We start from the raw sequence: 22,595 nt of genomic DNA, 5'->3' as shown, positions 1-22,595 counted from the left end.
TCTTCTAAAATAAAAGAGCTAGAAGAAAAGTTTATTGCATTGAAAGCAGATGTTGGCTTACAAGAATATTCCCAAAAGATTGGTCTTGAAAAATATATTGATCATTGCCAAAAGGTAGCGGAAGAAATCGCAAAGACAGATTCCGAGGAAATATTGAAGACCCTGATGCACGCTAAGGATATTCTTCCCAATAAAAAAGAACTAGAAGAAGCCGTCAAATCACAAGCAGAATTAACTCCATTCTTACATTTATTAACAAAAACGATTCACGACCAATCTGGAAATCCTATCCAACATTTTTCTTCTGAAAACGAGAAAGTATATTTCCATCTTCTTGAGAATTATGGACACGCTTTAAGTATGCAGTATATTTATCTCATTCACTATATAATTTATACGTGTGTTAGAGAAAACAAGTTAAATATTAATTCTGTTTTAGATTATTTTGAAAAGAATTCTTGGTTTGGTAAAACCTTCACAAAAAAAATTATGGGCAAGGTTTATAGTTTCAATTGGTTATCCCAAATAACTGGAAGCTTAATCGAATATTTTGTTCAATTAAAGAATATCATTCATAATGTTAATTACTATCCGGATTTAGTAATGCCAACCGATTCACTGACTTTAAAAATTGAAGGACTTGTAAGAGATTTATGTTCGTTTAATGGAATTACAACATTCACACAAACAAAAGATAAAAATGATAAATTGATAGTAAAAGAAAAAGATATCAATATGTTACTTAGGGAAGAAGAAATAGAAAAAATATTTAATCCAGACGATTTGTTGCTGTTCAAATTTCTATTAGTTGAAAAGAAGGGCTATAATTTAAGGCATAAAGTCGCACACGGCTTAATGCATTCTTCTGAATATTCAGTTGATAACTTGCACCTCTTGTTTATATGTTTATTAAAAATTGGGATGTATGATTTTACTAAAAAGAATGAGACGTGAGCTAACAAGTGCCTCAAGCCGACAGCGTTTTCGCATTCGGCATTTAACAAATTTCAGTGTTAGTCGTTCCGTTTCGGCTAACTTGTTCAAGGTAGTTCAATTAAATAACATTGTTGCAAACTGCGCTTACGATGAAAGTTAAGCACAGTTTGCTTAATCTTCGGCAGTTGTTTTCTAAGTGGCATTCTTGTTCTGGGGCGCCGCTTATCGGCAACGCCGTTATATGGCACAAAATATTATTTTGATTTCTATAACGTAATAGACTATATATTGGCACATCAGCCTCCAGCTTACATCATTCCATCACTCCAACAATCTGTGCCATAGGCACATCAGCCTCCGGCTGACATCATTCCTTCATTCCGACTTCTCCCCTTCCCCATTCCACCGATTCATTTCTTAACCGGTTCCGTTACAAACTTCACATCCGAAACAACCCGCGCAACAGGATACAGGTTCATCTGAGTATCCCAGTACGGCGAACGCTCGTAAAAGAAGTTTAACCTTGCTTGCGGGCTTTTTGCGAATGTTGTATCACTCGCAATCTTCGACTCAAATTCTTTTTTCAATTCTGCATTTTCGACTAACATTTCGCGGGCTAATTTTTCAAGGACATACGCTTCGGCGTATTCTTTCTGTTCAAAAATTGCATCGAAGAATCCCCAAAATGCTAAAGCATCAGGAGCTTCCGGTTCAAGTAAGTGAATTGCAACTTTGGCAAGCCTTTGATTAAGTCGAACAACAAAAGTTCCCACTGGAAATTTCCGTTTCTCTGTAAATTTCTCAACATTATAACTTACAGGGTGCCTACCTTCGTATGATTTCTCTTGCCACTTAGCATCTGATAAGCGATAAACTTCAGCATCAACTTCGACCGGTTGTTTTAATCGTTCGACATCGATACCGTGATACCGCAATACATCTATTACATTAATCCATTGCTGTGGAATTAAATAAGCCAAAGGTGGTTCAATCGCAGCAGTAACTTTTGTTTTATTGAACCAAGGAATTTTTATATCGAGAGGTTCGTTAGTCCAGCGGATCCAATTCGTCCCAGAAACCTCACTCGATTCAACGATTGCCTGATAACCCAAAAAATTAATCGAGTCAGCTTCCGAATTCGTTTCAAAACGGATTGGGAACGGTGAGATTACTCCGTTTATAGTTTGCGCATCAGCATTCCGAACTGCTTTTTTAAGTTGTCCATTATCGGTGTGAAAGTTTTCTAAAATTGTTAATATAAAATGATACACTCCCTCGACACGCGTTTTGTAGTCTTTCATCATGTGTGTTTCGATGAGTAATGCAGGACGGTTTTGAAGGGGTGGATAACCGTTTGAAAATCGTGGCGGAGCAACTCCCCCTTGAATCCCCTTTTCCAAGTCCATATTATTGCGGAACCAGACATAAGGCACAAGCGGATAACCCGATGATTCCATATTTGTGAAAACATTCTTAATAATATTTTCGTTGATCCAAGTGCGAACACCTTGCTGCATATTTTCAGAATTATCGATTGAATAACTAAGTGCATATTGATAATCGGCGCCGTTGGTTGTGTGAACATCAATAAAAAAATCGGGAAGCCAGGTATTGAACATTTTCAGGAAGGCGCGTGTTTCCGGTGCATCGGCTTTCATATAATTGCGGTTTAAATTTAAGTTCGTAGCATTAGTTCTCCATCCCATTTGTGCCGGTCCGTTTTGATTGATCCTGTTATAAGAGTTAAATCTTTCGTGCCCATCGACATTATAAATGGGAAGTATCAGAAGAATTGTATTATCGAGCAGGTGAGGATATTTTTTTGTAATGACAATATCACGCAGAAGCATCAGCGATGCATCTTTGCCTTCGATTTCTCCTGAGTGAATTCCGTTTTGGATCAAGACAACGGTCTTGGAAGATTTATAAACTTTTTCAGGATTAAAAATATTTTCTTTTGAAACGATCAACAAAGGAATTTCACGCCCCTCGCCACTTTTACCGATAGAGATTATCTTTATCCAGGATGAAGCTTTTTCTAACTGGCGGCAGAAACCCAGGGTTTCTTCGTAGCGGGCTGTTTCAATAAAGTTACTCCTTTCAGCTTTTGTAAGCCATACGTTCGGAATATCTTGTTGTGAAAATCCAAACGAAAAAAATAAAATAAGACCAAATAGTATTTTGACCATAAATACCTAACAAAATTATTTTGAATAAAAATCTATCATCCTGATGATTGATGCGCGGCAAACTGCATCGAAGTCGGCTAAACTCAATGTGAACATACGGCAGTCGGCTTGCGGACGGAACAGTCCTTCTGAAATATATCCAGCCCCTTCAAAGGTACCGACCTTATTTGCATATTTTGTAGATTTCAAAATATTTTGAGTCTGTTGAATCAAAGGTTCACGCTTCTGGTAATAGTCGGGTGCTAAGCGATCTAATTTTTGGCGGAGGCTTTCGAGACTGTCGAACTCAGCTTTTTCCCACGGAGTTGGAATTGGTGTATCGGCATCAACAAGATTTTTCCATTTTAATTTTTCTTTTTTAGTTTGAGCAGTAACATTCGGTTCCCAGGGTTCTATACCTTTTGTGTAGAAATCGGTATATGAAACTTGCGAACTGTAGTATTCATCGCCAAGCCCACCGAAACTATGTCCGAATTCGTGAACATAAACATAATCTATTTGCCAGTCTTTATCGGCAGCGTCGGGAATCGTATATGTAGTTGTGTAAAGGTTGTAAATTCCGCCGCCGCCGTAACGGTTATCGTTCACAAGAATATTTATGAAATCGTAAGGCACGGCTGCTGCAATATCTCGTAATGTTTTATTCTCCTCGGTTAAAATATAACGTGGCGAATTAAAATAATTATAAGTAGTGCCGAGAATGTTATTTTTGTAAACATTTGCATCGGGTTTGTCGATACCCGAATCTGCTGAAACAACTTCTACCGTCCAAACATTAAAATCTTTTTTTCGTTCTTTGAATGGACTAACGCTGAACATGTGGTCGTTTACTTTTTTAACATCTCTGCGAAATTTATCAAGATCATTTTTTGTATAGCCATCCCCGATTATCAACACATCAACCTTTTTATCCGAAGGTCCGTTGTTCATAACTTGCGAAACTTTGAAGTCATATTTACGATTATTTTTATTAACAACGGTTGGATTTTCGGGATCAATCGTAATTGAATAAACTTCTTTAAACATCATCTGTTTATCCCGCCTGTTGATTGTAAATTGGATTTTCCGCTTTGGCATTGGAAGTCGGACTGTTTCGTGGTAAGTTTTAAAAACACCGGGCGCAGCCTCATCGGTTGACTGCCATTCGTTGAAGATTGTAGAATAACCGCGTGAGAAAATTAAATTATTGGTTGCAACATCAAATACTTTTACTAAATATTCACCATAATTCAGTGTATCGATCAAGTTAATTTTGCTTCCGGGCCACTCGCCTTCTTCATAAATTTGGTCGATGTTAAAAATCTCTTGCGTCTTCGAGCCTGTATGGAAATAATCAACACGCATAGTTTTATTGAAGAATAACTTATCAAAATTTGAATAAGCTACTGAACTTATAACAAAGATTAGTAAACTAAACACAAACAATTTAATTAGTTGCATAATTTTCTCCTATTTATAAAAACTTTCGATCTCTTTTTTAGTCATATATCGCCATTCGCCACGTTTTAATCCTTCGATTGAAACATCACCGTAGGCAATGCGCTCTAATTTTTTAATTTCATAATTATGAGCTTCAAACATTCTACGAACCTGACGGTTTCTTCCCTCGTGAATGATGATACCAACTTCTTTGTTTTTCGTTCCTGGAATAATAATCACTTCGGCAGCTTCTGTTTGCCTGCCGGAGATCTTTACTCCTTTACTGAGTATAGCAGCGATTTGGGGAGTCATCGGTTCATTGAGTGTAACTTTGTATGATTTTTTAATCTCGTGTTTTGGATGCATCAAATGATTAGCAAACTCGCCATCAGTAGTTAAGAGCAAAACACCCGTTGTGTCACGATCGAGCCTACCGATCGGATAAATACGATCGCGGACTTTTACATAATCCAAAACACTTGTTCTCCCCTTTTCGTCTTTGGTTGTTGTGATACAATCTTTTGGTTTGTTGAAAACGATATATACAGGTTTGTCTAATTTTACGGCTTGTTTGCCATCGACAAAAACTTTATCGCGTGAGGGATTAATTTTGAAACCTAATTCGGTTTTAATTTTATCGTTTACTTTTACTCTCCCCTCTTCTATCAATGTATCAGCTTTACGGCGCGAGGCGAGACCGCAATCGGCTATAAACTTATTCAACCTAACAAGTTTCATTTCAATTCTCATTTTTAATTTCCATTTGTGTTCCATTTTCATCGCTTGGTGATTCATCGGAACCGGAGATTTGTTCTTCCTGTTCAGTTAAATCTTTGCCTAATCGCTTCATCAATTCTTTTTCTACTTCAAAAGTAGTGTCGCTTAAAATTTCATCAATTTCTCTTGGTTTGGGTAAATCAATCAAATCATTTATACCGAAATGTTTTAAAAATGTTAAAGTTGTTCCGTATAACAGCGGTCTGCCGGGCGATGCCGACCTTCCAACGATTGTAATTAAATCGCGTTCGAGCAGAGCGCTGATCATATAGTCAACGTTCACACCACGTATAGCTTCAATCTCCGGTTTAGTTACCGGTTGTTTGTAAGCGATGACCGCCAAAGTTTCCAAAGCAGATTGCGAAAGTTTTCGTTTCGCTTTTTCTTTAACCATTAATCCCAACCAAGTAGCAAAATCAGGGAGTGTTGCAAACTGAAATCCACCCGCCGACTGAATTATCCGGAATGGTCTGTTTGATGTTACGTATTCGCTATTCAACTGCCTGATCACAGAGAGAACATCGTCTTCATTCATTCTAATTCTTAAATGGCTTTCTTCAGACATTTTTAGAATGTTCACGATTTCTCTCAAAGACAACGGTTCATCAGATGCAAATATCAGAGCTTCAACTACTTTTTGTTTATCTAATTGATCCATTCTTTTACTTTATAAATTATGAAATCGTCTTCTAAACTTTCTACATATTTGATGGCTACAATTTGAGCTTTCATCAATTCGAGAAGAGCAATAATTGTAACAATTATACGAATTTTCTCAGTCATATACGCTACAAGTTCAAGGAATGTTCCTTCGTCGCGAGCACGAAAAAAATCGACTATATAGCTCATCTGTTCATCAATGGTAACATTCATCAACTCGACATCGTGGTAAATCCTCCGTGGGGCACGCTCCATTGCACGTTTGAATGCCGAGATAAGTTTATACATTGTGATATCTTTTAAACCTTCCTCTTGGTCTTCGGGAGGAATTTTTTTCTCATCTTGATGGAATGTTTTGCGGAAATATAATTTCCGTTGCTCTATTTCTAAGTCTGAAAATTTTTCCGTAATCTCTTTGTAACGTTTGTATTCCAATAATCTTCTTATTAATTCCGCACGCGGGTCCTGCTCATCTTCGTTGCCGGGTTCTTTCGGAAGAAGCATTTTTACTTTAATCTGCATCAGCTCGGCAGCCATCACGATAAAATCGCCTGCTATTTCAAGATCAAGTTCTTGAAGAATATTTAAATAATCTAAAAACTCTTTTGTGATTTTTGAAATTGGAATATCTTTAATATCTAATTCATCCCGCTTGATAAAGAACAAGAGCAGATCGAGCGGTCCTTCGAATTGGAGCAATTTAATTTTATAAGACATTACCCAAACTTCATTACGGAACGAACTTCGTTCATTGTTTCTTGTGCAACAAAACGAGCTTTATTTTCGCCGTCGGTCAATATTTCAAGAACTAATTCCGGGTTAACTTCAAAATATTTTCTCTTCTCAATAAATGGAGATAGATGTTCATTTATTTTATTTGAACATTTCATTTTACAATCTACGCAACCTAACGCCCCGCTGCGACATCCAGATTCGATTTCCGGAACTTCGGAAGGATTGAATTTTTTATGGTATGTAAATACCAAACATATTTCTGGTCTTCCAGGGTCTCCCTTGCGAAGTTTTTGCGGATCCGTTACAGCCGAGCGCATCTTTTTCTGTACTGTTGCCGCATCGTCGGAAATTAAAATTGTGTTGCCTGCCGACTTGCTCATCTTCTGGTCGCCGTCTAAACCGGGTAGCCGTGAGAAAACAGTCAGGCGGGGTTCAGCTTCAGGAAACACTTCGCCGTACTGCTGATTAAAACGGCGGGCTATCTCTCGCGTAATCTCAACATGTGGTACCTGATCATCACCTACAGGAACGAATTCACCTTTGTATAAAAGTATATCTGCTGCCTGAAGGACAGGATAACCGAGATGACCGTAAGAAATATTCTCGATATTCAAATCACGAACTTGATCTTTGACTGTCGGATTGCGTTCTAAACGAGCTGATGTTATGAGCATTGAAAAAATTAGGTGTAACTCGCAGTGCTCTTTAATCTTAGATTGACGGAACATCGGACTTTTTTCAGGATCAAGCCCTACTGCCAGCCAGTCGATTAACATCTCAATTGAATTTTGATAAATGTTTGTAGAATTCAGATCTGTTGTGAGTGCGTGATAATCGGCAATCAAATGATAGTTGTTAAAATCGTTTTGCAGGGTAACCCAATTTTCTAAGGCACCCACTAGATGCCCAAGATGTAGTTTACCCGTAGGTCGCATCCCGCTGAGTATTCGCTTTTTATTATTCATGAATAGAATGTTGAGTCGTAATTAATTTAAAAAGAGGTATGGCTTCCATCGTTCATCAATTTTATTTACGCTGTGTCGAATAAATGTGATGTGATTCGGTTTTCTCGGTTGTCGGAGAAGCTTCATATTAACATCTTCAGGTTTTCTATCGTCTTTTTTGTTGTTACATGATACACAGGCAGTTATTAAATTTTCCCACGTATCTTCGCCTCCTTGCGATTTTGGAATGATATGATCCAGAGTGAGATTACCACCATGCGAACCGCAATATTGGCATTGATGCCCATCGCGGCGCAAAATATTTTTCCGCGATAGAATAATTTTTTGAAACGGAATGCGGATGTAAATATCTAACCTCACAATGCTCGGAACGGAAATTTGGGTTTTTGCCGATCGTACTACCTTGCCGTTTTTGGCTTCAACTAATTCGGCTTTACCAAGGTATAATAACAATATTGCCTTCTTAGCATTGCAAATGCTGATCGGTTCATAATTCTGATTCAGAACAAGTACCCTTGAACTCAGGATACCATTTGACCTTTTTGAAATTGTAAACTTGCTGAAGACTAAATACTTCCTTTTGTTTTTAATTGGTTATGGTTAAAATGATTTATTTCATAAAAAATATATGTTAAAATGGGAAGATAATCAAGTTTTACTATCAAAAATAAAAGGAAACCCAAAATACAAGGTTTCCTTTCAAATTTAGGGTATTCTTAATTATTTAGTGAAGTTACGCAGAATTGACTTTTTGTCATGTTGAGCGAAGCGAAACATCTAAAAATAACCTGAATTTGAGGTTTCAGATTCTTGCGTAACTTCAGTTATTTAAACTATTTCGGTATTTCTAAAGCTAAGAAGATTGAGTTTTCTTCCGATTTTCGAACTCTCAATAAAACCGATTCGCCGGGACTTGTATTCTCGATTATTTTGCGTATTTCATTCACCGATGAAACAGTTTTCCGGTTAATTTCTAAAATTACATCATTCTTTTGCAGTCCTCGTTTGAACGCTTCGGTTAATGTTTTTACATCACTGACTATCACCCCGTTATCCAATTTCAGTTCTTTTTTTTGTTGGGACGTTAGATTTTGAATTGAAAGACCTAACTTTTCGAACGAATATGGTTTCGTGGAGATTGTTTCATCTGATTCTTTTTCTTTCTTCGCTTCTTTAGCGGTAATTAATTCTTTATCATCAGTTCTTGAAGCAAGTTTTACTTTTTTCTCAATAATTTTTCCATCGCGATTCAGTTTTATTGCTACTACATCATTCGGATGCTTCGTTGCGATATAGCTTTGAACTTCGTTAGGAGCCGCCATCTCGCGTCCGTCGATTTCGAGTATTACATCGCCTTGTTTCAAACCAGCTTTTTCGGCTGCGCCATCTTTAACCGTTCCTTGTATCAGAACACCTGTTAATTTTCCTAACTTCAGCGCCTTCGACATCGTTTCATCAATTTGTCCGATTTGAACACCCAAGTAACCACGCCGAACTTTTCCGTACTGAATAATATCCTGTGCAACATACTTTGCAATATTTATCGGCACAGCAAAACCATATCCTTGATAGCGAGCGTTTGTTGTGGCGATGGCAGTGTTCAAACCTACAACCTCACCATAAAGATTCACTAACGGACCGCCGCTGTTTCCGGGATTAATTGCTGCATCGGTTTGTATGAAACTTTCGATGCTGTAATCGCCACTGATGACACCTATGCCGCCACGACCGATTGCACTAACTATTCCAGCCGTTACTGTTGATCGAAGTCCTAGGGGGTTTCCGATTGCAAGCACCCATTCGCCCACTTGTAATTCTTCGGAATTACCGAGCGAGGCAGTTGGTAAATCTTTCCCATCAATTTTGATTACCGCCAAATCGGTTGTCGGATCGGTTCCAACTACTTTTACTTTTTTAAAAACGCGTTTGTCGTTGAGTGTAACTTCGATCCCGTCTTCTCGTGCACCGGTTACAACGTGGTTGTTTGTAAGGATGTAACCGTCGGAATTAATAATTACACCCGAACCAGATCCCATCTGTGGTTGAGGTTCGGGAAACTTAAAATCGGGACCGAAGAAATGGAAGAACTCTTTAAATTCCTGACTTCGTTTTTCTACTTTCTCAACAACATTGATACTTACGACGGTCGGAGTTATTGCTTTGGCTACATCAATGAAAGGTTGGCTTAGCGATTTAATTTCGACAGCTTCTTTCTTAATTGGCGAAGCTGCCCCTAACTTAACCTGTTCATCCCCCGCAAAACTAAAATTGATGCCTGTATTCAAGCTCGTAACAAGTATTACTCCGAAAATAATACCAACGGTGATTAAAAATATTGCTGATAATATTGATTTTTTATTCATATATATGATCCTATTAATTAGTTATTTGATTCATTTTTAGTGCATTATACTGAAGATGGTTTGATTTTGTTTCAAAACCGATTAAAAAAGCTGGCTGAAAACTTTTTCACTTTTTAGTTCTTTCAAACTGCTGATATGATAACGTAAATAGTCGAATAAAAATTTCCCTATCTCATTTCCATCCTGTTTACTTATTATCATATTAGTTACCGAATCGACTTGTTCTGTTTTTTCAATCCGATTTAATATTTTTAAAATTCTTACAGACAATTTATGAGGATGAACTGAATATTTGACACAATCAACACACATCAAACTTCCTTTTGAATAGTCGAAAACGATTTGGAGCATTTCGTCTCCGTTATTGTAAATATCAACTCCGCATTTACCACAAATCGAAAAATTATATTGATATCCTAATATTTCGCCTAATTTAATTTCAAAAAGATAAAATAGATTAGCGAAGTTCCGGTTATTAGTTTCGATTGCCAAAAGAATGTTATTCAATAAACTAAAGAGCTTCTCGTTTTCTTCTTCATCGTGCATCACTTTATAAACAAGCTCAATAATTTTTAATGCCGTTTCTAATTTATCTAAATCCTGTGAAATACTTTTGAACGCTTTTAACAAATCGCATTGAGTAACCAAGTGAAGTTGAGTAGATTCCTTTTTATAAAATACGATCATTACATAAGAGAGCGGTTCGAGTGATGAACCGAATTTATTTTTGAACTGTCGTGCACCTTTTATTATCCCGTTTATTTTGCCGTATCGTTTCGTATAAAAAGTAACTAACTTACTTGTCTCTCTGTATTTGCTCGCCTTCAGGACTATGGCTTCTGTTTTTACAATCATTTCAGTTCGGATAACGAGTGCGAATAAGGAGGTAAGAATATTTTCCTGTCGGTAATTATACCTGTAATTAAATCGGGTGGAGTGATATCGAATGCGGGCGAATATACTTTTACTCCTACCGGTGCTGTTCTCTTTCCAAAATATTCAGTTATCTCGTTTTCGCTTCTTTCCTCAATTATTATTTCATCACCGAATTCGATTTTGGTATCGATTGTCGATGTTGGTGCAGCAATGTAAAACGGAATCCCGTGCATCTTTGCATTCACTGCAAGATTGTAAGTGCCAACTTTATTTGCAACAAAACCTTGCATCGTAATTCTGTCGGCTCCCGTAATCACCAAGTCAATTTTTTTCTGCTGCATAAGAAATGCGGCTGTGCTGTCGGTTATCAAAGTTACATCAATGCCTAATTTCATCAATTCCCAAACGGTTAATCGGGCTCCTTGTAAAAGGGGACGAGTTTCGCCGGCATACACTTTAATATTTTTGCCTGATGTGTGGGCAGTTACTATAACATTTTGGGCAGTTCCATCGCCGCCTGTTGCCAACGCACCGGTGTTGCAGTGCGTAAGTATGGTAGCATCTTGCGGAATAATTTCTGCCCCGTTAATTCCTATGGCATTACACATAGCAATATCTTCGTCGTGAATATTTATTGCCTCATCTATAATTTTTGCAACTGTTAACTCAACACCGGAAATGATAAAAGTATCCAGAACTTTGTTGATTCGCTCTAACGACCAAGATAGATTTACAGCGGTGGGACGTGTCGATTTTAATTCGTTTATTGCGGATGTTAAATTGGTTTTAAAAGAAGCGGAATTTTCGTTTGAGTTTTCAAATGCTGCAAGTGCCGCACCGTAAGCGGCAGCAACGCCCAATGCGGGAGCTCCACGGATACTTAATTTGTGTATCGCATCGCCTACTATTCGATGATCATCTGTAACTATGTAAATTTCTTCTGCTGGTAATTTGGTTTGGTCAATGAATCGTAATTTACCTCCTAACCATTCTAATGACTTCATAAGCTATCTTCTTCAAAATGCGAGAGAGCACGGAACTCTAAAAACCGATCTTTGATTTCGAGATGGTTTAAATCTTTGATTCGTTCGATGCTGAACTTTTCAACGCAGAAAGAGGCTAAAGTGCTGCCATATACTACTGCACGTTTTAAATTTTCTTCAGACAGGTCGTCTGTTTTTGCAATCCATCCGATAAATCCACCTGCAAAAGCATCCCCTGCTCCTGTTGGATCGTTTATATTTTCAAGCGGATAAGCTGGAGCTGAAAAAATTGTTTTTTCGGTAATTAGCAGGGCGCCGTGTTCCCCTTTTTTAATAATCACGATTCGGGGACCCATCTTCATAATAATTTTCGCTGCCCTGATAAGATTAGGCTCGTTTGAAAGTAAACGGGCTTCGGAATCGTTTAGTACGAGGACGTTCATCAATTCAATTGCTTTTAGTAATTCTTTACGCTTGCCGTTTATCCAGAAATTCATAGTATCACCAATAACGAGCCGCGGATTTTGAATTTGTTCAATTACACATTGCTGAAGTACAGGGTCGATATTTCCGAGACAAACATACGAACTTTTTTTATAAGACTCAGGAATGACCGGTTTAAAATGTTCGAATACGTTCAGATGGGTATAAAGAGTGTCCCGAACATTTAAATCGTAATGATACTTTCCACCCCAACGAAAAGTTTTTCCGGCATCGATTTTTTGCAATCCTTCCAAATCGATATTTTTGTTTTCTAAAAATTCGATCGCTGATTTTGGGAAGTCGCTGCCAACAACACCAACTAACCTGACAGGTTCAACAAAATAGCTTGCTGATACCGAGATATAAACTGCCGAACCGCCGAGAACATCTTCAGCTTTTCCGAACGGCGTTTCGATTGTATCGAGGGCTAATGAACCGACTACGAGTAAACTCAATTTGATTCCTGTGTTTTATTAATTTGACTGATAATGATACGAAAAGTTGGAATTTATAGCAAATCAACACAACTATATACACGATTTGCAAATCTAATAGTCGTTTGCTATATTCAGTAGAATTTTTTCCATTACTATTTTTTGAACAAAAGGAGAATGAATGGTAGATTTAAACGTACTAAGAATCCTACTCGTCGATGACGAGGAACCTTTAAGAAATATTCTACGGAAATATCTTGAATCGACCAACAAGTTTGAATGTACAGAATGCGAATCGGGTGAAGATGCCGTTGGATTATTGAATCGACTTCAGTTCGATGTAATCATACTCGATTACAAAATGCAAGGCATTAGCGGTTTGAACGTGCTTCAAACGATGTGTGAGCAAAAAAACGAAACGCCTACCTTAATGCTAACAGCAGCCGGCTCTGAAAATATTGCAGTCGAAGCAATGAAATTAGGGGCATACGATTATATGAAAAAAGATCAACTTGACTTAGAACATTTGCCAATAATTTTGAATGGAATTCACGAGCGTTACTTATTTCGCAAAGAAAGAGAAAATAATCGATTAGTGATTGAAAATTGGAACACCTTTATTGAAATTCTTAATACTTACAGGAATTCGTTATTGGCCTATGGACTGACTGCCTGTAACGCTCTAACTATGTTGAAAACAGTAATCAAAGAGTCAGAAAGTAATATCCCGCAGTCCCTCAATTTGGGAGTTATAAAACAGTTCGTTCAAATATTAGATGCGGCAACAATTTCGATTTCGCAAACAGCCGAGGATTTATTAAAAAAATTTCCTGATAACAAAAAATTCGAAATTAAAGAAAATGTGTCTGGTAAATTGTAAGTTTCGTTAATTTCCAATCAGCAAGTTGTAAACCTGCTCTCCTTTTCTGTAAGAAAATTATTCACAATTTTTAATGCCTCTCTCTGCCCATGCCAATTTAGCCGTTTCAAGGCCGTCTCATAATCACACCATTCATACGTTTGGTGTTCGGGAGACAGTAGAGGGATTTTATCGTTTTCAACTTCTGCAAGAAACATTGGTGATAAATTTACTACATCCCTGGTATATACATAGAATGGATTTATGAATGGGATAACCCAAAAATTTTTATGAGAAATGTTAATTTCCTCTATCATTTCGCGTTTTGCGGCAGCTATGGCAGTTTCCCCTTCTTCGATTGTCCCTGTTATAAATTGAAATATTCCAGGATAAATTATTTCGGTGTCCGACCTTTGAAGAATCAGATATTCTGGCTTCCCTTTTTCAAATTTAAACACACAGACTTCAATATATAACGAAGCTACTTGGGTCATTTATGTTCCAATAATTTTTCAACTTCCGGCTTTGTAAGATGCCTGAAGCACCCTGAATCTAAACTGCCTAATATTATCGGTCCGATTTGGATGCGTTTCAGTTCTATCACTTTGTAATTCAGAGATTCGAACATTCTTCTGACTTGCCGGTTTTTACCTTCAACTATAGTCAGCATAATTTCTGTTCTTGAACCGTTTATTATGTTTACTTTTGCGTGGAGTGTTTTCAATCCTTCTCCAATAAAAACACCACCTCTTAATTTTTCTAAAGCTATACGGTCAACCGGTTTGTTAATCTTTGCAACATACGTTTTATGAATCCCTGATTTCGGATTTGTAAGAACCTCCCCCAATTTATTATCATTTGTTAAGAGTAGCAACCCGGTTGTATCCTTATCCAATCTTCCTACAGGAAAAACCCATTTTCGGATATTTTTAATTAAATCGTAAATTGTTTTACGATTTAATTCATCGGAACGGGTTGTTACATAACCTTTCGGTTTATTCAAAATAAGATAGGAGAATTTCTTCTTTTGTATATCCACACTATCCAACTTAATTTTATCTTTTCGTAAATCAATTCTGATAGAAATATTTTTTGAAACTGTTCCATTTACTGAAACACGACCTGACCGAATTAATTCTTCTGCTTGCTTACGAGATGCAGCACCTAATTTTGAAATTGCCCGCGGCAAACTCACGATATTTTCTTTACTCGGCTCCATCGGATGAGTAGTTTAGATAAGCCACTTTATAGTAACAATTCCGAGTATGAAAAGAATAACAAATGCTAATGATAATTTATCGAAATACTTATCAATAAATATTTTTATCCGAGCACCGAAGAGGTACAATAAACCACCGACAAGGAAAAACCTTGAAGCACGGCCAACAAGCGAACCGAGAGTGAGTGTGAGTAAATCAATTGTTTGATTAAAACCTGCTGCGATTGTGAAAACTTTGTAAGGGATTGGTGTAAATCCGGCTATAAAAAGTGCTAAGAAACCATGCTCGCGATAAGTTTGAAGGACGGAGTCGAATTTATCAAGCGCTCCATAAAAACTGAGTATCGGTTTGCCGATGACTTCAAAAAATCCGTACCCAATGAGATAGCCTAAATAGGCGCCTATTACAGAACCGGCAGTGCAAATAAGTGCAAATTTAAATGCCTTCCGAGGTGTGGCTACTGCTAAGGCAATTAACAGTACATCCGGTGGAATCGGAAAGAATGATGCCTCGATAAATGCAATCCAAAACAATGCGTGGAGTGCATAAGGTTTTGTGGCAAAGTGTTCGACCCACTCTTTGAGGCGGCGAAGCCAATTTATCAGTGCTTGTATCAGAAGAATTTTCCTTTCATATATTTTTTACGTGTTAATTTACAAAAATTTTTTGTGAAATACTTTTATCCCATCTTCCAAATAGATTGGTTTAATATTCATCTTCACAAAAATATCTACTTCGTCTCGACAAATATTTTCTTCAAGAAGCATCATAATCTGATCGTGCGTTACAGGAAACCAATCAAATTTATCAAACAATTTTGCGAGTAGCTTCATATTCCAAACTGGAATATGGAGTTTCATTTTTTTTCGATTTACTATTTTCAGAATTATATTTACTAATTGATTATAAGTAAAAACCTCTTTACCACACAAGGAATATGTTCTGCCGATTGTTTGTTCTATTTCCAAACTTTTTACAAAAGCATCTGCGACATTATAAATGGAGATTGGTTGAAACCTGTATTCGCCATTTCCGATTACCGGAACGAACAGCGGCAGTTGATTCAACAAATCAACAATAACAGAAATAAAATTATACCTGCCTTCGTTCTCATCGCCAAATATTACTGATGGCCTGAAGATAGTCCAATTCAGTCCGCTTTGTTTCAAGTATTCTTCAGCATCATATTTTGTTCGAAGATATTCCGTTGAAGCATTTGGTTTCACACCGTTGGCGCTCATTAATAAAAAACGCTTCACTCCTTCCCGCTTTGAGGAATCAATCATATTCTTTACACCATCAAAGTGAATTTGTTGAAATGTAATTCCTCGTTTAGGGAACTCGCGAATAAGACCGGGCAGATAAATTACTGCATCGCAACCAGATAGCTCTCCGGCATAACTTTCATTGTTTCTTACATCACCCTTTATTATTCTCAAATTCGGTTTTAACTTATCCGGAATTTTGTTTACAGATTCATTACGAACTAAAACACTTACCTGATTTTTAGAATTAATGAGTGCCAACAAAATTCTATTCCCTACATAACCGGTTGATCCTGTTAAAAATATGTGCATAAAATCTCCATTGTTTCAACAAATATATGAAAATATTTTTTACTTTCTACAATAAACCTTTTAATTGCTGCGGTGTAGTTTTTGTTTTTATACAATTTTTAGCTTACTTTATAACCAAAATTAGAAATATATAATCGTAGTTGCGGCTAATGTTAAAATTTGTATCAAAATTCTTCCTTTTTTTTCTATTTAGTATACCTGTTTTCTCTCAGACTGTTGAAAATAGGCAGGTTGCAGTAAGTCCTAAATTTTATCAAGAAATCTTTGATTTCAGCATAAATGATAGTTTACCGCTTAGAAAATCAGAACAAACATATCAAATCCGAGCGGCAGCTAATCCAACTGGCATTGATACAAAAATTTATGGGTATTGGGATTTACAAAGCAATGGCGGGGCTATTAATTACATCGAGATAAATCCGAACGACCCAAACAACATTCATGTTACATCAATGATTTCGACTGATTCGAGTAGTGCCACCGCTATCTCGATGTCGCGACGTGTTGCTTACAATTTCAGCTACGATGGTGGCCAAAGTTGGGGAACGCCGGCAGTTGTACCAATAATACGTTCGGGTTATCCTTCGTTGATACTCGCTTCTGATTCCGAATTAAATTACTTTGCTGCAATTACAAGTCACGGTTCTCCGGGAACGAGTTTACCACTGCAAAGTGCGCTTTATCTTGATGGATATGAAGGGGGGAAAAATTTTTCTACATACCTCTCTCCTCTTCACCAACCAAATAGCGACGATGTGCTTTGGCCCTCGATAGCTCAAACAACAAACGGCAATATTGTTTTAGCGGGTTCATTTCCCTCTTCAAGTTTGTTAAGTGGGTTATCGGTAATCATTTTTAATCAGGATCGAACTTGGAACAACTGGACTCGCCTTGAAACTTCGGCGAAGCATAGCGGAAGAGTTGCAATCGCTTCGGGCGATAACGGAAGCGTTGCCGTAATCTGGCGGTCAAGTACAAATCCCGATTCGCTTCTAACCCGTTTGTCCTCAGATAACGGTGTTACGTGGGGAACTAAAATTGCAATCGATGCCGAGAACGGTTCGGCGGGTCCTTGTTGGACAGGATTTGATGCAATGTACATCGGAACAACATTGTATGTTACATATACTCGCAGCAACTATGTAAACAATGACTACATGTTAGCAAACCAAGTCCGGCTTTGGAAATCGAATACACTAACTTCAACCGCAGTTATCGACAGTTTTGTTTTTCCAAGATTGATGAAAACAACCGGTGTTCAAAACATACAAACCAACCATAACTTTGCGTTTAATTTTTCATCAATCGGAAAAAACAGTTCCGGCAGCCGAATATACATCGCTGCTGATGCGTTTCTGCAGGGAATAACCGATTTGGACGGCTTCAATTACAGCGATATAATTTTAACATACAGCGATGATGACGGTACTACTTGGACAATTCCCAAAAATATTACTAATACGAATGATATCGATGAGAGATATGTATCGCTTTCGACCATCAATCCAATTATAAATACAGAAGGCAACGATAGTAACTGGGTGTTTATGGTTTTTCATGAAGATAGAATTCCGGGAGCTAACTATGCAACATTGGCAACCGAAGCACGTCCGGTTTCGGGAACAAAATTAAAATTTTTTAAACTTAACGTTGATTATAAATCGACTGAAACACTATCAATAAATATCTCTAACAAGTGGAATATGGTTTCAGTACCTGTTGATATTTCGACTGAAAAAAATGTTTTATTCCCTACCTCTGTAACGAATGCGTTTATATACACTCCGGGAATCGGTTATACTGTAGAAAATATTTTAAAGCCGGGAAAAGGTTACTGGTTAAAATTTGATAGAGACCAAACTGTTGTGTTTACAGCAAATCCATTGAACTCACTTCTACTCCCAGTTTCACCTGGTTGGAATATGATTGGTTCGATAAGTAAGCCAATACTGGTTAGTAAGATAGTTACAAATCCCGCCAGTATTACGACATCAAAATATTTTGGATACTCGAACGGATATTTTATTGCCGATACTTTGAAGCCTGGTAAAGGATATTGGATAAAGGTAAATCAACAAGGAACTATTAATTTGATTGCTGATTAATATCAACCGATAATTTTTTTTATTCCTGCCGCATCCTCAAGCATAAATTCCGTAACGGCATTTCTCCATCCTGCAACTACACGCAGTTGTGGATCTTATTCCAAGTCGGACGGTTCTTGCGTCTCCAAATAACGCTCGCCAAAACAAGCTAACCAGTTCCTCAACCCCGGAGATGAAATATGCGACATTCTCATCCACAGCCGCACACCGACTCGCCCTTTTCCACCAAGGTGGCGAACACAACAAGGTAATGTTAGTTTAATAGGACGGGGTTCGAGACTCTCTTGACAGATACGAATACATCGCAGGTATTATGTATAAAGTAAGCACACCTGAAAATATCAGACCACCAATGACGGCGATACCCATTGAAACACGGCTCTCGGCTCCTGAACCGAGTCCTAACGCTATTGGCAGAATACCGAATATCGTTGATAGACTTGTCATAAGTATTGGTCGGAAACGTGCGACCGCAGAACTTTTCACAGCATCCATCACGGAGAGACCCGTTGCCTTTCGTTGGTTCGCAAATTCTACTATCAGAATACCGTTCTTAGTAACAAGCCCGATAAGCATAATCATGCCGATCTCGCTGAAAATATTGATGGTTTGATTGAAATACCACAGTGTTAGTAAAGCGCCTGCGATTGCGAGCGGCACTGTGAACATTATGATGAGTGGATCACGGAAACTCTCGAATTGAGCAGCAAGAATCAAATAAGTAAGTGTGAGCGCCAGAAGAAATACAAAAATTAAACTCGATGAGCTTTCTGCAAAGTCTCGCGCCGCACCCGCAAGTGAAGTCGCAAACGATTCATCTAAAATTTTATTAGAAATTTCATCCATTGCATTAATACCATCGCCGAGTGAATATCCGGGTGATAAGCCGGCAGAAATTGTGGCAGATTTGTAACGGTTGAACCGGTAGAGCTGCGGTGGATTTGCTTGTTCTGAGATGTCAACTAAGTTGTCAAGCTGTATAAGCTCGCCATTACGACTGCGCACGAAGATTGATTTTAAATCCATTGGCTCATCGCGGTTTTCACGCGTAAGCTGTCCGATTACTTGATACTGCTTTCCATCCTTGATGAAATAACCATACCGCTGTCCGCCTAATGTCAATTGAAGTGTTTGAGCAACATCGCTGACAGAAACACCGAGCGAGCGAATTCTATCTCGGTTGATGGATATAACCAGCTCTGGCTTATTAAATTTCAAATTTATATCGGATACACTGAATGCCGGATGATTGTTCACTTCGTCAATAAAACGAGGCAACACATCTCTTAACTTTTCTAAATTAGGTGCTTGAAGAACATATTGCACAGGTAATCCGAAACGCCCCATACCGGTGCCAACACTGATAGTTTGTTCTTGAGTAACAATTGTGCGTGCATCGTTCATCTGCCGTACACTGCGTGATAAATCTTCTGCGAGATCATTCTGAGTTCGGTTACGATCAACAGGTGAATTTAATGTTATAGTCATCGAGCCTGAATTAGCGCCACCTGCAAATCCCGAAGTGTTTGCCATGACATTCGTTACCTCCGGGACTCTTTGTTTAACCACATCGATTAAACTATTCATGTAATTATCCATTCTTTCAAAGGATGTACCTTCAGGAGCGGTAGAGCTGATGCGCAATCGACTGCGGTCTTCTAAAGGTGCAAGCTCTTTCTGAATTACGATAATAAAAAGCGATAACATTCCTGCCGATACGAGAATTACTATAAATGCCAGCCAACGGCGCTGTAAGAAAGAATTTAAAGAGTTACGATATAAATCTATTAGTTTATTGAAGAACGGTTCGGTCTTATTATAAAACCAGTTATGTGTACTGTGTGGCTTGATGATGTGAGAGCTTAGCATCGCAGTAAGTGTAAGTGCAACGAATGCTGAAATCGCAACGGAGCCGCCAATCACGATACCAAATTCCTTAAAAAGTCGACCTGTGAATCCTTGCAAAAAAACAATAGGCATAAAGACTGCAATGAGTGTCATTGTTGTTGAAAGCACAGCGAAGAAGACTTCCTTTGAACCTTTCAATCCCGCGTCAATCGGGTCCATTCCTTGTTCGATCTTGGCATAAATATTTTCCAGTACAACGATGGCGTCATCTACAACAATACCTATCGCTAATATCAAACCCAATAAGGTAAGAATGTTGATAGAAAAATCTGCAAGATACATTATAAAAAATGTTCCGACTAATGAGAGAGGAATTGCAAATACAGGAATTAATGTTGTTCTCCAAGACCGGAAGAAAAGGAAAATGATCAAGACAACCAGTACAAATGCAATAATGATAGTTTCTTGGACCTCTTCCAGAGATGTCCGAATGTATTCTGTAGTATCGAAGGCTTTGGCAAGCTCAATGTCTTCAGGTAAATCTTTTTTGATTTGTTCTACGCGTCTGAAAAATTCATTAGCTATCGCAATGTGATTCGATCCGGGCTGTGGCACTATCGCAATTGCAACTCGTGGTCCCGTTAATCCTTTTGTTACAGACCGCTCATTTTCCGGACCAAGCTCGGCAGATCCTATATCTCGAAAGCGAATTATCTGTCCGTTATGCTCACGGATTATTAGGTTGTTGAATTGTTCAGGAGTCTCAAGCCGGCTGAGTGTTCTTACTGTAAGCTCGACATCGTTTCCTTCAATACGACCGGCAGGCAGCTCGAGGTTTTCTGCATTCAACGCACTGCGAACGTCTAAAGGTGTTAGCTGATAGGCAGCGAGTTTCGCTTGATTCAGCCACAAACGCATTGAATAGCGTTTCTCTCCAAAAATCCGTACTTCACTTACTCCGGGAATAGTTTGCAGACGTTCCTTAAATATGCGGTCGGCAATATCACTTAATTGTAATAGGTTCCGAGTGTTGCTACCGACGCTCAATATAACTATCGGACTTGCATCGGCATCGGCTTTTGAGACGACTGGTGGATCAACATCGGGCGGTAAATTGCGAGCGGCTCCTGCTACTTTATCTCGTACATCATTTGCGGCTGTTTCTAAATCAACTGCTAACTCAAATTCGATTGTAATTGAGCTTCGACCGTCACGACTTGTAGAGTTGATTGTGCGAATTCCCGGTACGCCGCTTATTGCATCTTCAAGACGCTCGGTGATCTGCGATTCGATTACATCTGCATTCGCACCCGTATATGATGTATTAACGGTTATTATTGCAGGGTCTACATTTGGATATTCGCGTACGCCAAGAAAAGTGTAACCTATCACTCCGAATAAAATAATAATAAGAGACATTACAATCGTCAACACGGGGCGTCTAATACATACCGCAGATAAACTCAACCAATATCCTTTCTTCTAATATTTTATTCTTTGGAAAGTTTAACAGCCATGCCAGACCGTAATTGCAGGATAGCAGAAGTAATCAGTGTGTCACCTGATTTTAAGCCGTTGGTTATTTCTACATGTTCATCTGTTCGCGTCCCGATTTCGACTGTATTCTCTTCGGCTGTTCCATTTTTATAGATGAATACTTTATGTTTTTTCATTTCGGGAATAACAGCATACGAAGGAATGGCAAGGGTTTCTTTTTCTTTTAGCTGAACTTCCACGTTTGCGAATCTTCCCGGCAGAAGATATCCATCGTGATTTGGGCATGTGGCTCTGACCCGTAATGTTCGTGTGTTAATATCGACTTTTGGAGAAATTGCGTAAACTGTTCCTGTAAATTTTCTCGAAGTGCCCTGGACATTGAACGTGATTTTATTCCCTGACTTTATCTCTCCCGAATATTTTTCCGGGAAAGTAAAGTCAATTTTTACTGTGCCAATATCTTGAAATGTTGTAATAAGGGTAGAAGGAGAAATGTAACTGCCTTCGCTAACATACCGGAGTCCGATGATTCCATCGAATGGAGTTCGGATTTCAGTCTTGTCGAGTTGGGCTTGAAGAAGTTGTACTTCTGCTTTGATTACATCCAATTCATTTAGGGCAGTTCCAAAAATTCAAATATAAGTTTAGTGTTATAGATTTTATCGTCGT

20 protein-coding genes are annotated in these 22,595 nt (G+C 38.2%); 3 read left to right on the top strand and 17 right to left on the bottom strand.

Annotation, left to right across the window (positions count from 1 at the left end; translation table 11 throughout):
- Nucleotides 1-39: 39 nt before the first annotated feature.
- Complete coding sequence (locus tag QME58_04380; GenBank protein MDI6803070.1) at nucleotides 40-954, top strand: DUF4209 domain-containing protein; 915 nt, start codon at nucleotides 40-42, stop codon at nucleotides 952-954.
- A gap of 392 nt (nucleotides 955-1,346) precedes the next feature.
- Here QME58_04380 and QME58_04375 read toward each other — a convergent pair whose 3' ends face one another.
- The 11 genes from QME58_04375 to QME58_04325 all read right to left on the bottom strand — a co-directional run bounded on the left by QME58_04375 (nucleotide 1,347) and on the right by QME58_04325 (nucleotide 12,841).
- Nucleotides 1,347-3,125, bottom strand: a complete 1,779-nt coding sequence (locus QME58_04375; GenBank protein ID MDI6803069.1) for a M14 family metallopeptidase — start codon at nucleotides 3,123-3,125, stop codon at nucleotides 1,347-1,349.
- A 15-nt stretch (nucleotides 3,126-3,140) separates the two neighbouring features.
- Nucleotides 3,141-4,565 (bottom strand): M64 family metallopeptidase, encoded by a 1,425-nt coding sequence (locus QME58_04370; protein ID MDI6803068.1) that lies wholly within the window; start codon nucleotides 4,563-4,565, stop codon nucleotides 3,141-3,143.
- A 9-nt stretch (nucleotides 4,566-4,574) separates the two neighbouring features.
- Nucleotides 4,575-5,294 carry a pseudouridine synthase gene (locus QME58_04365; protein MDI6803067.1) on the bottom strand — a complete coding sequence of 240 codons (720 nt, stop codon included), beginning with the start codon at nucleotides 5,292-5,294 and terminating at the stop codon, nucleotides 4,575-4,577.
- Entirely contained in the window at nucleotides 5,284-5,979 is a 696-nt protein-coding gene (gene scpB / locus QME58_04360) for an SMC-Scp complex subunit ScpB (GenBank protein ID MDI6803066.1), read from the bottom strand. Before scpB ends, QME58_04365 begins: the two co-directional genes overlap by 11 nt.
- Entirely contained in the window at nucleotides 5,967-6,698 is a 732-nt protein-coding gene (locus QME58_04355) for a segregation/condensation protein A (GenBank protein ID MDI6803065.1), read from the bottom strand. Before QME58_04355 ends, scpB begins: the two co-directional genes overlap by 13 nt.
- Nucleotides 6,698-7,681: a tryptophan--tRNA ligase gene (gene trpS, locus QME58_04350; protein ID MDI6803064.1), complete on the bottom strand. Its 984-nt coding sequence runs from the start codon at nucleotides 7,679-7,681 to the stop codon at nucleotides 6,698-6,700. The genes QME58_04355 and trpS overlap by 1 nt, the downstream gene beginning before the upstream one ends.
- Before the next feature lie 21 nt (nucleotides 7,682-7,702).
- Nucleotides 7,703-8,206, bottom strand: coding sequence for an HNH endonuclease (locus tag QME58_04345; GenBank protein MDI6803063.1), 504 nt, complete (start codon nucleotides 8,204-8,206; stop codon nucleotides 7,703-7,705).
- Between the two features lie 308 nt (nucleotides 8,207-8,514).
- Nucleotides 8,515-10,044 carry a Do family serine endopeptidase gene (locus tag QME58_04340; GenBank protein ID MDI6803062.1) on the bottom strand — a complete coding sequence of 510 codons (1,530 nt, stop codon included), beginning with the start codon at nucleotides 10,042-10,044 and terminating at the stop codon, nucleotides 8,515-8,517.
- 81 nt (nucleotides 10,045-10,125) lie between these two features.
- A complete protein-coding gene (recO, locus tag QME58_04335; protein MDI6803061.1) occupies nucleotides 10,126-10,899 on the bottom strand; it encodes a DNA repair protein RecO in 774 nt (257 codons plus the stop codon).
- A complete protein-coding gene (mtnA, locus tag QME58_04330; protein MDI6803060.1) occupies nucleotides 10,896-11,924 on the bottom strand; it encodes an S-methyl-5-thioribose-1-phosphate isomerase in 1,029 nt (342 codons plus the stop codon). Before mtnA ends, recO begins: the two co-directional genes overlap by 4 nt.
- Nucleotides 11,921-12,841 (bottom strand): PfkB family carbohydrate kinase, encoded by a 921-nt coding sequence (locus QME58_04325; protein MDI6803059.1) that lies wholly within the window; start codon nucleotides 12,839-12,841, stop codon nucleotides 11,921-11,923. The genes mtnA and QME58_04325 overlap by 4 nt, the downstream gene beginning before the upstream one ends.
- A 160-nt stretch (nucleotides 12,842-13,001) precedes the next feature.
- Here QME58_04325 and QME58_04320 point away from each other — a divergent pair, with 160 nt between their 5' ends.
- Nucleotides 13,002-13,700 carry a response regulator gene (locus tag QME58_04320; protein MDI6803058.1) on the top strand — a complete coding sequence of 233 codons (699 nt, stop codon included), beginning with the start codon at nucleotides 13,002-13,004 and terminating at the stop codon, nucleotides 13,698-13,700.
- Between the two features lie 17 nt (nucleotides 13,701-13,717).
- On the opposite strand, the gene QME58_04315 is transcribed toward QME58_04320, so the two are convergent.
- The 4 genes from QME58_04315 to QME58_04300 form a co-directional block, all read right to left on the bottom strand.
- Nucleotides 13,718-14,173, bottom strand: coding sequence for an NUDIX pyrophosphatase (locus tag QME58_04315; GenBank protein ID MDI6803057.1), 456 nt, complete (start codon nucleotides 14,171-14,173; stop codon nucleotides 13,718-13,720).
- Nucleotides 14,170-14,898 carry a pseudouridine synthase gene (locus QME58_04310; protein ID MDI6803056.1) on the bottom strand — a complete coding sequence of 243 codons (729 nt, stop codon included), beginning with the start codon at nucleotides 14,896-14,898 and terminating at the stop codon, nucleotides 14,170-14,172. Before QME58_04310 ends, QME58_04315 begins: the two co-directional genes overlap by 4 nt.
- Before the next feature lie 12 nt (nucleotides 14,899-14,910).
- Entirely contained in the window at nucleotides 14,911-15,432 is a 522-nt protein-coding gene (locus tag QME58_04305; protein ID MDI6803055.1) for a VTT domain-containing protein, read from the bottom strand.
- Between the two features lie 120 nt (nucleotides 15,433-15,552).
- The gene (locus QME58_04300) at nucleotides 15,553-16,476 is read right to left on the bottom strand and encodes an NAD(P)H-binding protein (GenBank protein MDI6803054.1); all 924 of its coding nucleotides are present in this window, start codon (nucleotides 16,474-16,476) and stop codon (nucleotides 15,553-15,555) included.
- Between the two features lie 149 nt (nucleotides 16,477-16,625).
- Here QME58_04300 and QME58_04295 point away from each other — a divergent pair, with 149 nt between their 5' ends.
- Nucleotides 16,626-18,581, top strand: coding sequence for a sialidase family protein (locus QME58_04295; GenBank protein ID MDI6803053.1), 1,956 nt, complete (start codon nucleotides 16,626-16,628; stop codon nucleotides 18,579-18,581).
- 258 nt (nucleotides 18,582-18,839) lie between these two features.
- Here QME58_04295 and QME58_04290 read toward each other — a convergent pair whose 3' ends face one another.
- Entirely contained in the window at nucleotides 18,840-21,896 is a 3,057-nt protein-coding gene (locus QME58_04290; GenBank protein MDI6803052.1) for an efflux RND transporter permease subunit, read from the bottom strand.
- A 23-nt stretch (nucleotides 21,897-21,919) separates the two neighbouring features.
- Complete coding sequence (locus tag QME58_04285; protein MDI6803051.1) at nucleotides 21,920-22,534, bottom strand: efflux RND transporter periplasmic adaptor subunit; 615 nt, start codon at nucleotides 22,532-22,534, stop codon at nucleotides 21,920-21,922.
- Nucleotides 22,535-22,595 lie beyond the last annotated feature (61 nt).

The organism is Bacteroidota bacterium (assembly GCA_030017895.1).
Lineage (GTDB): Bacteria > Bacteroidota > Ignavibacteria > UBA10030 > BY39 > JASEGV01.
Note: the sequence above shows the minus strand (reverse complement) of the source record. Positions and strands in the feature narration are given on the sequence as shown.

Coding starts and splice junctions, on each gene's coding strand:
- QME58_04375 (MDI6803069.1), bottom strand. CDS start 3,125: ATGGTCAAAATACTATTTGGTCTTATTTTATTTTTTTCGTTTGGATTT.
- QME58_04370 (MDI6803068.1), bottom strand. CDS start 4,565: ATGCAACTAATTAAATTGTTTGTGTTTAGTTTACTAATCTTTGTTATA.
- QME58_04365 (MDI6803067.1), bottom strand. CDS start 5,294: ATGAGAATTGAAATGAAACTTGTTAGGTTGAATAAGTTTATAGCCGAT.
- scpB (MDI6803066.1), bottom strand. CDS start 5,979: ATGGATCAATTAGATAAACAAAAAGTAGTTGAAGCTCTGATATTTGCA.
- QME58_04355 (MDI6803065.1), bottom strand. CDS start 6,698: ATGTCTTATAAAATTAAATTGCTCCAATTCGAAGGACCGCTCGATCTG.
- trpS (MDI6803064.1), bottom strand. CDS start 7,681: ATGAATAATAAAAAGCGAATACTCAGCGGGATGCGACCTACGGGTAAA.
- QME58_04340 (MDI6803062.1), bottom strand. CDS start 10,044: ATGAATAAAAAATCAATATTATCAGCAATATTTTTAATCACCGTTGGT.
- recO (MDI6803061.1), bottom strand. CDS start 10,899: ATGATTGTAAAAACAGAAGCCATAGTCCTGAAGGCGAGCAAATACAGA.
- mtnA (MDI6803060.1), bottom strand. CDS start 11,924: ATGAAGTCATTAGAATGGTTAGGAGGTAAATTACGATTCATTGACCAA.
- QME58_04320 (MDI6803058.1), top strand. CDS start 13,002: ATGGTAGATTTAAACGTACTAAGAATCCTACTCGTCGATGACGAGGAA.
- QME58_04315 (MDI6803057.1), bottom strand. CDS start 14,173: ATGACCCAAGTAGCTTCGTTATATATTGAAGTCTGTGTGTTTAAATTT.
- QME58_04310 (MDI6803056.1), bottom strand. CDS start 14,898: ATGGAGCCGAGTAAAGAAAATATCGTGAGTTTGCCGCGGGCAATTTCA.
- QME58_04300 (MDI6803054.1), bottom strand. CDS start 16,476: ATGCACATATTTTTAACAGGATCAACCGGTTATGTAGGGAATAGAATT.
- QME58_04295 (MDI6803053.1), top strand. CDS start 16,626: ATGTTAAAATTTGTATCAAAATTCTTCCTTTTTTTTCTATTTAGTATA.